The sequence below is a fragment of the Pseudomonas sp. JBR1 genome (genome assembly GCF_028198185.1).
Taxonomy (GTDB): domain Bacteria; phylum Pseudomonadota; class Gammaproteobacteria; order Pseudomonadales; family Pseudomonadaceae; genus Chryseomonas; species Chryseomonas oryzihabitans_E.
Map to the genome: position 1 here is coordinate 1160250 of NZ_CP116340.1, position 14815 is coordinate 1175064.

The following is a 14815-nucleotide window of genomic DNA, read 5'->3' on the forward strand; positions in this document are numbered from 1 at the left end:
ATCGTCTCGGCAGGGCCTTACTGGGTGCGAGTCACGCGCCAGATGGTGTTGGCCAGGTCGTCGGCGATGATGACGCCGCCTCGCTGATCCACCGCCACCCCGACCGGTCGGCCACGGGTCTTGCCGTCTTCGCCATAGAAGCCGGTGGCGAAATCGACAGGCTCGCCGGCCGGACGGCCATCCTTGAAGGGCACGAAGACCACCCGGTAACCCACCGGCTTGTCGCGGTTCCAGCTGCCGTGTTCGCCAACGAAGACGCCGTCGGTGAACTGCCCGCCCACCGCCGCGGTGGAAAAGCTCAGGCCCAGGGCGGCAACGTGGGAGCCCAGGCTGTAATCGGGCTTGATGGCCGCCGCCACCTTGGCTGGATCCTGCGGCTTGACCCGCGGATCGGCGTTCTGGCCCCAGTAGCTGTAAGGCCAGCCATAGAAGCCGCCCTCACGAATCGAGGTCAGGTAGTCGGGCACCAGGTCCGGGCCGAGTTCGTCACGCTCGTTGGCCACTGCCCAGAGCTGGCCGCTGCCGGGCTGCATGGCCAGCGCCGTGGGATTGCGCACCCCGGTGGCATAGGCCTTGTGGGCGCCACTCTGGGCATCGATCTGCCAGATCTCCGCGCGATTCACCTCGACGTCCAGGCCACGCTCGCCGACGTTGCTGTTGGAGCCGATGCCGACATAGAGGTAGCGGCCATCAGGACTCGCGGCGAGCGACTTGGTCCAGTGGTGATTGATCGCCGCCGGCAGGTCCACCACCTTGGTCGGCGCGGCACCGGCCTGGGTCTGGCCGTCCTGGTAGGGAAAGCTCACCAGGGCATCCTGGTTGGCCACATAGATGCGGCCGTTCGCGAACGCCAGGCCGTAGGGGGCGTTGAGATTCTCCGCGAATACCGTCTTGAGTTCGTAGGTGCCGTCGCCGTCGGCGTCGCGCAGCAGGGTCAGGCGATTGCCACCCTTCACCTGGGTGTTGCCCTTCGCCTTGATGTAGCCGGCGATGACATCCTTGGGCTTGAGCTTAGGCGCATTGCCGCCCCGGCCTTCGGCTACCAGGATGTCGCCGTTGGGCAGCACCAGCATCTGCCGGGGAATGCGCAGGTCGGTGGCGATGGCGGTGATCTTGTAGCCTTGGGGAACGGCGGGCGTGCGGTCGCCCCAGGCCGCCGGCTCGGCGATCTTCATGCTCGGCAGGAGGCCGCGCTGGGGTTCAGGCAGCTTGGGATCGGGACCTCGGGCCTGGGTATCGGCGCCACCCTCGCCACCGCACGCGGCGAGCAACATGGCCAGACTGAGGGCGCTCAGGGCTCTTGGCGTGCTCATCGGGTCACCTCCGAACGCAGATTGGACAGGCCGATCCAGGCAGCCGCCAGGCTCAGCACCGTGACGACCACCGAGAGGATCAGCCCGTTAGGCATCACCGCCCAGGCATCCTTGGCGTGTTCGAAGGCATTGACCAGCCCGAGCACCCAGGCCAGCAACAGCAGGAGGAAGTAGACCGCCGGACGGCCACCCTTGCGTTCCGCGCGGATCAGATTGACCAGCGCGAACAGCAGCGCCAGCCCCGACAGCAGCAGGGCGCCAGCGATCAGCCAGGCCGCGAAGTTGGCCCACTGGATGTGATAGGTCTGGTAATAGGCGATATCGCTGAGCAGACCGCCGATAAACAGCGGCACAGAGCCGCCCAACAGCAGCGCATGCAGCGGGCCGGGCCGGACGGGATGGTAATGATGGGCAGCTACGGTCACTGACGACTCCTTTTCATGACGGGACGCCGTGGGCCGAATGGCCACCACGACGGGAAGGACGCACTGAAAAGGATTGCTGGCGCGCGAGGTTAGTTCAGCCGTATCGCTTGGCGGACACCTCTTGAAAAAGAAGAGATAATGACAGGCTCGTTGCAGCCGCGGCGTCTACCAGGCGCCTGCGCGGACGAGCCGTCCCTGCAATCCGCTGTCCAGCCGCCGACCATCGGGCTGGATGTCACCTCGTCTACAGGAATCCCTCGCGCATGACCTCTTCCCGGTCCGTCGACCAGGCCTCCCGGCGCGCGGCCATCGCCCTCGCCTTCTGCCTGCCCAGCGACGTGCTGCTCTACCTCGTCCTGCCCATGTACGCCCCGGTCTTCGGCATCACCCTGATCGAAGCCGGCATCCTGCTGGCCGCCAACCGGGTGATCCGCATCGTCGGCTATCGCTATGTGGTGCAGCTCTATGCCCGTTTCGGCGATCGGCGCAGCCTGGTGGTGGCCGCCGCAGTGGCCGCGCTCTGCGCCCTGGGCAATGCCAACCTCTCGGGTTTCTGGGCGTTGCTGGGGCTACGCCTGGCCTGGGGCCTGAGTTTCGCCACCTTCAACCTGTCCACCCAGGTGCTGGCCACCGCCGATCCGGCCGGCGCCGCCCGGCGCACCGGCACCTCCCGGGCGCTGATCGCCATCGGTCCCATGCTCGCCCTATCCGCGGGTGCCTGGCTCACCCTGCAATACGGGCCGCGCGCGGTGCTGCTGCTCTGCAGCGGCCTCTGCCTGATCGGCCTGCTGCTGGCGCTGGGGCTGCCCAGCGCCGGGCACCAGTTGCCGGCACCCGGGCGCCGCCTGCGCTGGCCGGATCGCATCGTCACCTGGTCCTTCATCGAAGGAGTGACCCTGGACGGCTTGTTCATCTTTGGCCTGTCGGCCTTTTCCCAGGCGGTGCTGGGCGGCGACGCGGTGCTGGTGGCCGGGCTGCTGATGGCGCTGCGTTATGTGTCCGACATGCTGCTCAGCCCGCTCGGCGGCCGGGCGGCGGATCGCTATGGCGCAGCGCCCATGCTGGTGGCCTGCTCGACGTTGACGGCGCTATCGCTGACCGCCTTCGGCTTCCATTGGCTGATCCTGGGCGCCGGCGGGGTGCTCATCCTGCGCGCCCTGCAGATCCCCCTGGTGGTGACCCTGGTCGCCACCCGCCATCCGGGTCAGGCACGGCTGCCAGCGCTGGCGTCCAACGCCATGTGGCGCGACGTGGGTGCCAGCGTGGGGCCGCTGCTGGCGGGCGTGCTCATCCCGCTGGTGCCTTCGACCCTGTTGTACCCGTTGTCCGGCCTGGCCATCCTGGTCAGCTCCCTGGCGTGCCTGAAATTGAAACCGGCTTCCGAGTAGCCATCCGTACCCTGGCGTCCATTGCGGACGCCAGGGTCTGCCTGCCGCTACTTGCCGTGGGCCTGCAGCACCGGCTCGCTGACGCCCTTGACGCCCACCAGGGTCAGGCTGGTCAGCAGCACGTTCTGCGGGCCCTGGTAGGCATCCACCGGCTTGTACCACTCCGCCAGCGAGTGGGCACTGCCGCCCTCCCCGCCGCCGCTGATGGTCATGGCCGGCACGCCCAGGGACATGGCGGTGTTGGAGTCGGTGCTGCCACCGCTCAAGGTGACCTTGGCGCCGTTGGTTACCGCCGCGATGGAGCGCTGCGCCGTCTGTACCATGGGCGAATCCTCCGCCGTGCCACCGGCTGGACGATCACCGATCAGCTTGATGTCGACCGAGATCTGATCGGTGTCCCAGCGCTTGTTCTCCTCCTTCACCGCGTCCTGCACCAGAGCCAGGATCTCCTTCTCTTCCGCCAGCAGCGCGGCCTCCTCGTTGGATCTCATGTCCAGGGTCAGGCGCGCTTCGCCGGCGATGGCGTTGACCGAGGTGCCGCCCTGCACCGTGCCCACGGTAAAGGTGGTCTTGGGCTCCTTGGGCGGCCGCACCTCGGCGATCTTGGCGATGGCACGACCCATGGCGTGGATGGCGCTGGGTCGACCGAATTCGGCGAAGCTGTGGCCACCCGGGCCCTTGAAGGTCATCTCGTAGCGGTGGCTGCCGGTGCCGCGATTGACGATCCGCCGCACGTCGATGCCGTCCACCGAGATGAAGCCATCGATGCCCTGGCGATCCTTGAACAGGGCCTTCACCCCGCGCAGGTTGCCGAGCTCCTCCTCGCCCACGGTGCCGACGAATACCAGATCACCCACCGTCTCGATGCCGCTCTTGTTCAGGGCGTCGATCACCGACAGCAGCGCCGCCAGGCCCCGGGCGTCATCGCCGATACCGGGGCCGTAGGTCTTGCCGTCCTTTTCCTTGAGGGTCAGGTCGGTGCCCTCGGGGAACACCGTATCCAGGTGCGCCGAGACCACCAGCTGCGGGCCCTGGCCGCTGCCCTTGCGGGTGGCGATCACATAGCCTTCCGGGGCGATGCTGGCGTCCTTGAGACCCAGCTCCTGGAAACGCTTGAGGTAATACTCGGCGCGCACCTTTTCCTTGAACGGCGGCGAGGGAATCTGGGCGATGTGCTTCTGTTCCGTGAAGGTACGGCCATCATCGGCGCGCAGCGCGTCCAGCGCCTTGGTGACCCGGGCATCGCCCTGTACCGACGACAGGGCGCCCTCGACGGTGGGTGCCGCAGCCAGGGGTAGCGACAGGGTGGCGGTCGCCGCCGTAATAATCATTGCGGAAAAGCGATTGGCCAAAGCCGAACGAGCAAAAGACATCTGACACTCCCATTGCCTGAATTGGTATTCCGATCGGGCGCAATCGTCTGACGAATACACCCTTGCCTGACCCTAGGGGTGCGCGAACGAAAGGTCAAAGAACGGGGCGCTATCAGATATGTAGCGTCGCTCAGGGTGCTGCTTTCGACTCATAGGTCCAGAAATGTCCGGCCTTCGGCCGCTAGCTGCCTGAGCCGCGGCGAGATCCGCGTCCCGCGCTCGGCCAGGGCGGCGGACCAGCCTTCCAGGGTGGTGACGATCCGCTCCAGCCCACACTCGTCGGCGTGGTACAGCAGCCCGCCGCGATAGCGCGGAAAGCCGTAGCCGTGCAGCCAGACCAGATCGACGTCCACTGCTTGCTCGACGATGCCTTCCTCCAACAGCCAGGCCGCTTCGTTGATCATCACGAACAGGCAGCGTTCGAGGATCTCCGTATCACTGTGGCTGCGTGGGGTGACGCCCCGGCGCTCACGGTGGGCGGCGAGCAGCTCTGCGACCAGGGGATCCGCCTGGCCCCGGCGCTGACCCGGTTCATAGCGGTAGTAGCCGGCGCCGGACTTCTGGCCAAGACGGCCGAGGGCGTGCAGCTGCTCGATCAGGTCGCAGGCCCGCTCGGCAGGGCTGAGGGATTCACCCCGCCCCTGGCGATTGCGCCAGGCGATGTCGATCCCGGCCAGGTCACGCAGCTCGAAGGGTCCCATGGGAAAGCCGAATTCACGCAGCACCCGGTCGACCTGTTCGGGGGCGGCGCCCTCTTCCACCAGCAGGGTCGCCTCGCGTTCGCGTACCGCCAGCAGGCGATTGCCGACGAAGCCATGGCAGTTGCCCACCGCCACCGTGGTCTTGCCCAGGCGCTCGCCCAGTTGCAGGGCACTGGCCAGGACGGCGGGCGCGACCGCGCGGGTCCGAACCACCTCCAGGAGCTTCATCACCTGGGCCGGGCTGAAGAAGTGCATGCCGATCACCGCCTCCCGTCGGCCGGTCACCCCGGCGATGGCATCGATATCGAGATAGGAGGTGTTGGTGGCCAGGATGGCGCCGGGCTTGGCCAGGCGATCGAGCTGACGAAAGACCTCCTGCTTGACCGCCAGATCCTCGAACACCGCCTCGATGATCAGATCGGCGTCGGCTACCGCGTCCAGGGTCGCTTCACAGCGGATCAGGGCGGCGCGCGTGTTGGCCTGATCCGCCGTCAGGCGGCCCTTGGCCAGGGCCCCGGAGAAATAGCTGTCGATAGTGGCGCGGCCCCGTTCCAAGGCCTGCGGCTGGGTATCGATCAGGACGGTGGCCAAGCCGGCGTTGGCCAGGCAGAGGGCGATACCGCTGCCCATCAGCCCCGCGCCGATCACCGCCACCTGCTGTAACGCTACGGGAGGCGCCGCCTTGGCCAGGGCGCGGTTACGACCCGCCAGGGCGCGCTCGGCGAAGAACACATGGCGCAGAGCTCGGGCCTGCGCGGACTCGCGCCGGGCAACGAACAGCTCACGCTCGCGCTGCAGGGCGGCGGACAACGGCAGCTGCCAGGCACCGCGCAAGGCATCCAGCGCCAGCACCGGTGCCTCCTGGCCCGGCAGCTTGCGCAGCAAGGTATGCGCCTGGACCTCGAAGGCGTCGGGGTCGAACGAAGATACTGTCTGCGCCGCCGTCGGCCGTGGCGACAAGGGGGGATGTTCACGCAGAAAGCCCTGGGCCAAGGCCAACGGCTCATCCTCGCCCAGACCATCGATCAGCCCCGCGCCAAGCGCCGCGCTGGCATCCAGGTGCGTGCCGCCCACGATCATGTCCAGCGCCAGGGGCGCGCCAACCAGGCGCGGCAGGCGCTGGGTGCCGCCCGCGCCCGGGATCAAGCCCAGGCTGACTTCTGGCAAGGCGAAGGTAGTAGCGGTCGCCGCGACCCGGTAATGACAGGCCAATGCCAACTCCAGCCCACCGCCCAATACCGTGCCATGCAGCGCGGCGATCACCGGCTTGGGCGAGGCTTCGAGGGCCGCCAGCACCTCCGGCAGATGGGGCTCCTGCAGCGGCAGGTCGAATTCGCGGATGTCGGCGCCGGCGACGAAGGTCCGCCCGGCGCAGGTGATCACCAGGGTCTGGATCTCGTCATCGGCCAGGGCCTCCTGCAGCCGTGCCAGGAGCCCCGCACGCACCTCGCGGGACAGGGCATTGACCGGTGGATGGTCCAGGGTGATGACGCCCAGGGCGTCGATCCGTTGCAGGGTTACGGTGGTCATATGAGGTCTCCCGAAGGGTCAGAGCAGCGACAGCGGATAGCTGGCGATGACGCGGACGTCATTGGCGTCCCGCGAGAAATCGGAACGGTAGGTGGCGCTGCGCAGACGCAGGTTCAGGCCCTTGAGCGAGCCGCCCTGCAGCACGTATTGCAGCTCCACATCCAGTTCTCGCTCGCTTCCGGACGCGCCTCCGCGCAGTTCGGCCTGGCTGCCGCGTACGAAGCGCGTCATGAAGTTCAGACCAGGAATACCCAGTTGACCCAGGTCGTAGTCGTAGCGTGCCTGCCAGGAACGCTCATTGGTCTCGGCAAAGTCGCCCACCTGGACGAAGTTGACCAGATAGGGATCTGTGCCATTGACGTAGGGAAAGGCCGTTGAGCCCGACATCTTCTGATAGCCCAGGCCCAGGGAGTGGCCGGCGCGCTTGTAGGTACCCAGGGCGCTGAAGGCGCGGTTGTCGATCCGTCCGCCGCGGGCGCTGCCCTCGTCGTCGCTGTCGAACAGCCGCACCTCGGTGAGGAAGGCGCCCCAGTCGCCCTTGCGGCGGTCGGTCAGGCCGAGAAAGCGCTGGCGATAGACATCCTCCAGTACGGCATACTGGGCGCTCACATCGGTGGTGGTGCCGAAGCGGTAGAGGGCGCCGACGACATTGAAATCACCCCCCTCCAGGGAACCGCTGAAACGGCGATTCTTGTTGTTCAGCGAAAGGCCGTCGGCCCCGGAGCTGTCGCGATAGACCGTGCGCTGGATGGTGGCGCCGGTCAGGGTCAGATCCTTGATCTCCTTGAATTCGAACTGGCTGCCCTCGAAGGTCTGGGGCAGCAGGCGGCCATTGTTGGTGACCAGGGTCGGCCAGCGCGGTAGCAGGGTGCCGATCCGCAACTCACTCTTGGAGAAGCGCGCCTTGAAGGTCGCCCCGGCCTTGGCGTACTCGCCGGGTGCGCGGCCCTCGTCGTCTACCGGCAGCAGACCAGTACCGGTGCGGCCACGGCCTGAATCGAGCTTCAACCCCACCAGGCCCAGGGCGTCCAGGCCGAAGCCAAGGGCGCCCTGGGTAAAGCCGGATTCGTACTTGAGGATGAACCCCTGGCCCCACTCCTCGCGCTTGGACTGGCCGCTGCCGTCGCGAAAGTCGCGATTCATGTAGAAGTTGCGCAGCTCCAGGGTGGCCTTGCTGTCTTCCAGGAAACCCTCGGCATAGGTGAGGGGCGACAGCAGGGCAATACCCAGCCCTGCCGCCAGGATCGGCTTGTCATGATGCCTGTGCATAGGAGGTCTCTACCGAACCCTGGCCACCCACGGCGCGCCAGGGGGATGGAAGGAAGCGTGCGGGTCAGCGCACCTGCGTCAGGTAGTCGGCGGCGGTACCGGGGATCTGGGTGTTCTGGATCTGACCCAGGAAGGTAATGGCGCGCTGGACGTCCTCATCGGTGAGATAGGGCGTCGCGGGGAAGGACTTGCGGTTGTTCTTCCAGGCGGCGGCATAGACCTCGTCGTTGACGCCCTCGAAGCGGGTACGCACGGCCTTGGCGGCCTCGTCCGGATGCTGGCTGATCAGCTGGGTGGCATCACTGAGCGCGGCGAGAAAGGCCTTGACCGTGTCCGGGTGCTCTTGCGACCACTCGCGGCGAGCGCTCAGGGCGATGGAAGGATAGCCGTCCAGGGCCTTCACCTGGCCCTCGGACATGTCCAGCAGGGTGAAGCCCTTCTGCTCGATCACCGCGCTGTCCGACGCCGGCGACGACAGCGCAAAGCCGTCGATGCGGCCCTGGGCGAAGGCGGCCAGCATGGCGCCGCCGTTGTTCAGGTACAGCAGGGTGAAGTCCTTCTCCGACTGCAGCTTGGCTTCCTGGCCGAGGAAGCGCACCAGGAAGTCGGCGCTGCCGCCAGTACCGCTGACCGCCAGGCGCAGCCCCTTGAAGGCGGCCAGGCGCTGCTCGACGGTGGAGTTGGCGTTCAGCCCCAGGCGGTCGGCCACCTCCTGGCGGATCACCACGTTGCTCGCATACTGGCCGACCATGCGCCCCAGCAGGGTCACGTCGGCGCCCTTCACCTTGGCGTTGATAGCGTTCTGGATGGCGCAGGAACAGAACTCCACCGAGCGGCTGACCAGTCCGGAGGCGGCGGCGCCGCCACCCTTGAACTTGACCAGGCTGACGTCCAGCCCGTGCTTCTTGAACAGCCCGGCATCCAGCGCCACGAACAGCGGCATGTGCACGAAACCTTCGGTACCTATGGCCACCTTGACCGCTTCATCGGCCTGCACGGCGGGGGTGGCGGTGAGCAGCGCGGCGCTCAGGCCGAGGGCGGAAAACAGACGCTTGAACGACATGGCAAAGACCTCTCTTCTTCTTGTAATGGGTAGTAGGGGCGATCAGATCGAGAGTTCGCGGGCGTCCTGTTCCTTCTTCCAGGGCATCAACGCGGTTTCCAGCTTGCGCACCGCCGCCTGCAGCAGCAGCGCCAGGAAGATGATCGCCAGCAGCGCGGCGAAGACCCCGGCGGTATCCAGCTGGCCGGCGGCGTCCTGCAGCAGGTAGCCCAGGCCGCGGTTGGCCGCCATGATCTCGCCGACGATGGCGCCAATCAGCGCATAGGGCACCGACAGCTTGAGCCCGGTGAACACCCACTGGATGGCCGAGGGCAGCACCACCTTGCCGATCAGGTGATGTTCCTTGGCACCCATCAGCCGCAGGATCTCCAACTGCTCGCGCTCCACCGCGCGCACGCCGCTATAGGTGTTGAGGAACACCAGGAAGAACACGATGGTGGCGGTCAGGATGATCTTCATCTCGATGCCGATGCCGAACCACATGATGAACAGCGGCGCCAGCGCCACCTTGGGTAGGCTGTAGATGGAGATCAGAATGGGGTCGAGCAGCTTGGCCAGGGTCTCGTTGCGGCCCAGCAGCAGGCCGACGCTGATCCCGGCGCAGGCGCCGCAGAAGAAGCCGGCCAGGGTCTCGACGACGGTGATCCAGCCGTGGGCGAACAGCCGGCCACTGGAGACCAGCTCGACGAAGCGGCCGCCGATCTCGCTGGGCGAGCTGACGAAGAAGGGATCCACCAGCGGTCCCGAGGCGAACTGCCAGGACAGCAGGATGACGGCGAAGATGGCGACGCGGCCGAGAAAGATGTTCATAGCAGGATTCTCCAGGGGTGGGCCGCTCAGGCGTCTTGGCTCGGGGTGATGAATTCCCAGAGATCACCGCAGAGCTGGTGATACCGCGGGTCCTTGCGCAGCTGCAGGATGTTGCGCTCGTCGCCCAGGGGGATGGGCACGTCGCGGACGATGGTGCCGGGGCGACCGGAGAAGATCAGGCAGCGATCGCCCAGGGCCACCGCCTCGTCCAGGTCGTGGGTGACGAACAGCACGGTCTTCTTCAGCTGGCGACTGAGCTTGAACAACTCGGTCTGCATGCGCATGCGCAGCTGGGCATCGAGCGCTGCGAAGGGCTCGTCCATCAGCAGGGTCTCGGGATCGTAGGCCAGCAGCCGGGCCAGGGCGGCGCGCTTGCGCATGCCCCCGGAAAGCTGGCTGGGATAGGCCTTCTCGTGCCCTTCCAGGCCGACCAGGGCCAGCAGGTCGCGGATGCGTGCCTGACGTTCGGCCTTGCCTACGCCACGGATCTCCAGCGGCACGGCGATGTTGCCGGCCACGTCGCGCCAGGGCAGGAGGTGATCGCTCTGGGTCATGTAGCCGGTGCGGCCGTTGATGCCCTTCACCGGCTGGCCACCGTAGAGCACCTGGCCTTCGGTGGGGGCGAACAGGCCGGCCACCATGTTGAGCAGGGTCGACTTGCCGCAGCCGGAAGGACCGACGATGGTCACCACCTGGCCTTGCTGGATGTCGACAGTGATGCTGTGCGAAGCCTGTTTCGCCACGCCCTTGACGGTAAAGGCCTTGGCGACGTTGCGAAAGGAAATCACAGTGGGCGCCGGGGCGATGCCACCGATCGGCTCGCGAGGGCTGGCGTTCTTCAGTACGGCGGACATGGCATTACTCCCGGTTCGAGGACGTGGCGTCGGGTTCAGGACTCATGAACGACGCGACGGCGCCTGACGGTAGGAATGCACACCATGGGAAGTTGATCTGGAAGCTGTTCATAGTGACCTACTTATTGTTATGAGTCAGAAATGAAGCGTTCTTGGATTATGCAAGGGTGAACCTGAGCGGCAATGGCGCTGTTCCACCCTGTGGAACAGCGACGCTTCAGCTCAGCACCGTGAGACCGTCGAGGGCGACCACGCCCTGCCCTTGCGGCCTGACCAGCAGCGGATTGATCTCGGCTTCCTGCAGGCGCTCGCCCAGACGCAGGGCCATGTCGGAGAACGCCACGATGCAGTGCGCCGCCGCCTCGACGTCGGCCTTGGGTCGGCCGCGATAGCCGTCCAGCAAGGGGTAGGTACGCAATTCGGCGAGCATTTCCCGGGCATCCTCCAGGGTCACCGGCAGCAGGCGCAGCGTGGTGTCCTGGAACAGTTCGGCTGTCACCCCGCCCATGCCGAGCAGCAGCGCCGGGCCCAGTTGCGGATCACGGGTGAAGCCGAGGATCAGCTCCTCGCCGCCGCTGACCATCTCCTGCACCAAGAAGGCCTCGGGATCGAAGCCGACCTGGGTGGTCACCTCGTCGCGCATGCGCTCCAGACGCGCACCGATCCCGTCGGGTCGCTGGCGCAGGGCCACGCCGCCCACCTCGCTCTTGTGCGGGATGCGCGCCGAGAGCACCTTGAGCACCACCTCGCCACCCAGTTCGCGAGCCGCCGCTTCGGCCTGACGCGCGTCACCCACTACCCGCTCGCGGGTGACCGGAATGCCAAAGGTCTCGTAGAGCTGCTTGCTGCGCGCTTCGTCCAGCGGACCCGGTTGCAGACCGGGCAAGGTGACCCCTGCCGTGTCCGCGACGGTACCGACCTGGGTCTGCCGCTGGCGAGCGAAGCTGCCCTGCAGGGCCAGGGCCTTGAGCGCACCGGCACAGCTTTCAGGGGCACTGAAGGCTACGCCGCCCGAGCCGTTGATACGCTGCGCCGCTGCCGGCGCATGGGGACTGATATAGGCCAGGACCGGCTTGGTCGAATGGGCCAGGCTGTCACGGATGGCATCGGCCATCAGGTGCGGCTGGGCCACGCCGGAAGAGCCCACCACGCTGATCACCGCGTCGTAGTCGGGGCTGTCCAGCAGGATGCTGATGGCGCCGCGCATCACCTCGGGTTGCAGGCCCGCCAGGGTCAGGTCGATGGGGTTGCGGTCGAGCACTGCCTGGTCGCCGACGTCCAGGGCGCGCAGCCGCGCCGCCGTCTCCGCGCCGGGCGGCGGGGTCTGGAAGCCGTTGACGCCCAGGTTGTCGGCGATCAGGGTGCCGGCGCCACCGGTGGAGGTGAGGATGGCCACCCGGGTGCCCTGCATCACCCGGCCACTGGCCAGGGCGAAGGGAATGTCCAGCAGGTCGGCGAAGGTCTCGGCGCGGATCACCCCGAGCTGGCGGAAATAGGCCGAATAGAGATCGTCCGAGCCGGCCAGGGCGCCAGTATGGGAGGCCGCGGCGCTGGCGCCGGCTTCCGAACGGCCGACCTTGAACACCACCACCGGCCTGCCGGCAGCGCGGGCCCGGCCCACGGCGCGGGTGAACCTGGCGGTGTCGCGCAGCCCTTCGAGGTAGAGGGCAATCACCGCAGTCGCCGGATCGTCAGCCAGGTGGTCGACGAAGTCGGCGACGTCCAGATCCACCTCGTTGCTGGTGGAGATCAGCTTGGAAAAGCCGATGCCGGCCGCCACGCCGCGAGAGAGCAAGGCGCCAAGGATGCCGCCGCTCTGGGACACCAGGGCCACCTTGCCCGGCAGCAGGGCATCCATGTCCAGGGCGCCACTGGCGGACAGGGTGATGCGCTCGCTGACGTTGACCAGGCCGATGGTATTGGGGCCGAGGATACGCATGCCGCCGCGCGCGGCCTGGAGTTCCGCCTGGCGGCGGATGCCGCTCTCCCCCGTTTCGCCATAGCCGCCGGCCAGCACGATGGCCGCCGCACAGCCCAGCGCCGCCAGTTCGGCCACCGCCTGATTGGCGCGTTCGGCACCCAGCAGGATGACGGCCACGTCCGGCACCTCGGGCAACTCGGCGATGGAGGGATAGCAGCGCAGGCCATCGATCTCCTCGTAGCGCGGATTGACCGGGTAGAGGCGCCCCTGGAAACCATGCTTGCGCAGGAAGGCGATGGGCCGGCCGGAGGTCTTGCGGGCGTCGCCCGAGGCGCCGATGACGGCGACGCTGGCGGGGGTGAGCAGACGGTCGAGGGCGCTCATCGCTGGCCACCCGTGCTCTTGCGCGCCAGGAAGGCGGCGACCGACTCCTGGTGTTCGCTGGAGGTGTAGCAGATACCCTGGGCCTGGCTGCCCATGGCCGAGATCTGGCCCTGGGTCAGCTCGAAAGTATTGTTGAGGATCGACTTGCTCAGGCCCAGTGCCGTGGCGGAACCGGCGGACAGTTGCAGTGCCCAGTCCTGGGCCGCTGGCAGCAGATCGTCGTGGGGCACCACCCGGTCGATCATGTTGATGCGCTCGGCTTCGCCCGGCGCGACGGTGCGACCGGTGAAGATCAGCTCCTTGGCCCGACTCAGGCCGACCCGCCGTGGCAGAAAGTAGAGGCCACCGCCGTCGGGGATGAGGCCGCGGGCGATGTAGCTCATGGCGAAGGTGGCCTGCTCGGACGCGATGATGAAGTCGCAGCTCAATGCCATGTCGCAGCCCAGCCCGGTGGCGGCGCCGTTGACCGCGGCGATGGTCGGCTTGGGCAGGTTGTGCAGCAGCGAAACGGCGTGGTGAACCCGTTGCTGGCGCTTCCAGCCGTTGAAGGCCACCGAACCGGCCGGCGCACTCATGCGCGCCTGCATGCCCTTGATGTCGCCACCAGCGCAGAAGCCCTTGCCGGTACCGGTCAGAATCAGCGCCTTGATCTCGCTGTCGGCGGCGATACGCTCCAGGTGCTCGATCAGCAGCGTTCGCATGTCGTCGCTGATGGCGTTGCGCGCTTCGGGTCGGTTGAGCGTCAGGGTGGCGATGCCCTGGGTCACCGTCAGCTCGATGGGGGTCGACGATTCGGGAGCTGTCGTCATGGGAGGCCTCTCTCTTATTCTTGGGTTGATTGGCTGCCCGGATCTGCGCCAGGCTTGAAATCAATCTGCGCGAGGAGACCTGTCATGACAACGCAGCCATTCCACCAGGTGGAACACGCCGTCGCCGAGCCGAACGCCGCCGACATGCCTGGCCAGGGCAAGGCGCCGGCCAACCGCTCGCTGGAGCGTGGCCTGGATGTCCTGCGGGCCTTTCGTCCGGGCACCGAATACCTCACCAATGGCGACCTCAGCGACCTCCTCGGCCTGGCCAAGTCCACCGTCAGCCGCCTGACCCAGACCCTGGTGCGCACCGGCTTTCTGGACTACGACGGCGGCCGCAGCGCCTATCGCCTGGCGCCGACCTTTCTCGGCCTGGCCCATGCCATGCACCAGGGCAGCAGCCTCCTGCAGGCCGCCTCGCCGCTGATGATCAAGGTGGCGCGGGAACACCAGGTCAACGTCAGCCTGGCGGCGGCGGACCGCGACGAGATGATCTACCTGGAGTCGATTCGCCTGAGTCAGCGCAAGACCCCGCGCAACGTCCTGGTCGGCCAGCGCCTGCCGATGGACATCACCTCCCTGGGCCGCGCCTGCCTCGCCGGCCTGGGCGAAGCCCAGCGCGAGACGCTGATCGCCACCTTCTGCGCCCGCCGCTGCGAGGCACGCCGGGCGCCGCTGGAACAGGAGATCCGCGCCGCCATCGCCAGCGTCCGCAGCAAGGGCTACTGCCTGGCTGCCTGGCAACCCGAAGTGGTCGCCATCGCCACCCCCCTCGGCCTCCCCGGCTACCGCACCCATGCCCTCAACATCAGCCTGGCCACCCCGCTGTCGGAGGCGGAGATCGAGGAGCGCTATGCCGGGGTGCTGCTGGAGTTGGCCAGGGAGATCAGGGCGGTCTGTGGGGGTGATCCTGGCGGACTGACGTAATGTCTCGGGGCAACATCTCCGCCCGGGAGGCCATCCTTCCGCTCCGTG

At 67.2% G+C, this 14815-nt stretch carries 12 protein-coding genes; 2 read left to right on the forward strand and 10 right to left on the reverse strand.

Translation table 11 applies throughout. The features are described 5' to 3' along the window. Positions 1-17: 17 nt before the first annotated feature. Both PJ259_RS05575 and PJ259_RS05580 read right to left on the reverse strand, forming a co-directional pair. The gene (locus PJ259_RS05575) at positions 18-1313 is read right to left on the reverse strand and encodes a PQQ-dependent sugar dehydrogenase (protein WP_271655040.1); all 1296 of its coding nucleotides are present in this window, start codon (positions 1311-1313) and stop codon (positions 18-20) included. After that, positions 1310-1738, reverse strand: a complete 429-nt coding sequence (locus PJ259_RS05580; RefSeq protein WP_271655041.1) for a DUF2231 domain-containing protein — start codon at positions 1736-1738, stop codon at positions 1310-1312. Before PJ259_RS05580 ends, PJ259_RS05575 begins: the two co-directional genes overlap by 4 nt. A gap of 263 nt (positions 1739-2001) precedes the next feature. On the opposite strand from PJ259_RS05580, the gene PJ259_RS05585 reads away from it, so the two are divergent. Then, positions 2002-3126 (forward strand): MFS transporter, encoded by a 1125-nt coding sequence (locus PJ259_RS05585; RefSeq protein ID WP_271655042.1) that lies wholly within the window; start codon positions 2002-2004, stop codon positions 3124-3126. Between the two features lie 47 nt (positions 3127-3173). Here the strand turns inward: PJ259_RS05585 and PJ259_RS05590 are convergent, their stop codons facing one another. From PJ259_RS05590 to PJ259_RS05625, 8 genes are all read right to left on the reverse strand, one after another. Then, complete coding sequence (locus PJ259_RS05590; RefSeq protein ID WP_059315102.1) at positions 3174-4499, reverse strand: M20/M25/M40 family metallo-hydrolase; 1326 nt, start codon at positions 4497-4499, stop codon at positions 3174-3176. Positions 4500-4648: 149 nt separating this feature from the next. Next, complete coding sequence (locus PJ259_RS05595; protein WP_271655043.1) at positions 4649-6730, reverse strand: 3-hydroxyacyl-CoA dehydrogenase NAD-binding domain-containing protein; 2082 nt, start codon at positions 6728-6730, stop codon at positions 4649-4651. Positions 6731-6748: 18 nt separating this feature from the next. Beyond that, on the reverse strand, positions 6749-7999 hold the full coding sequence (locus PJ259_RS05600; RefSeq protein WP_271655044.1) for an OprD family porin: 1251 nt from the start codon (positions 7997-7999) through the stop codon (positions 6749-6751). Between the two features lie 64 nt (positions 8000-8063). Beyond that, on the reverse strand, positions 8064-9062 hold the full coding sequence (locus tag PJ259_RS05605; RefSeq protein WP_271655045.1) for an ABC transporter substrate-binding protein: 999 nt from the start codon (positions 9060-9062) through the stop codon (positions 8064-8066). 42 nt (positions 9063-9104) lie between these two features. Next, positions 9105-9872 carry an ABC transporter permease gene (locus PJ259_RS05610; protein ID WP_059315106.1) on the reverse strand — a complete coding sequence of 256 codons (768 nt, stop codon included), beginning with the start codon at positions 9870-9872 and terminating at the stop codon, positions 9105-9107. A gap of 26 nt (positions 9873-9898) precedes the next feature. Then, entirely contained in the window at positions 9899-10726 is an 828-nt protein-coding gene (locus PJ259_RS05615) for an ABC transporter ATP-binding protein (RefSeq protein ID WP_017641234.1), read from the reverse strand. Positions 10727-10943: 217 nt separating this feature from the next. After that, on the reverse strand, positions 10944-13031 hold the full coding sequence (locus tag PJ259_RS05620) for an acetate--CoA ligase family protein (protein WP_271655046.1): 2088 nt from the start codon (positions 13029-13031) through the stop codon (positions 10944-10946). Then, positions 13028-13840, reverse strand: coding sequence for an enoyl-CoA hydratase/isomerase family protein (locus PJ259_RS05625; protein WP_271655047.1), 813 nt, complete (start codon positions 13838-13840; stop codon positions 13028-13030). Before PJ259_RS05625 ends, PJ259_RS05620 begins: the two co-directional genes overlap by 4 nt. Positions 13841-13924: 84 nt before the next feature. On the opposite strand from PJ259_RS05625, the gene PJ259_RS05630 reads away from it, so the two are divergent. Further along, positions 13925-14767: an IclR family transcriptional regulator gene (locus PJ259_RS05630; RefSeq protein WP_271655048.1), complete on the forward strand. Its 843-nt coding sequence runs from the start codon at positions 13925-13927 to the stop codon at positions 14765-14767. Positions 14768-14815 lie beyond the last annotated feature (48 nt).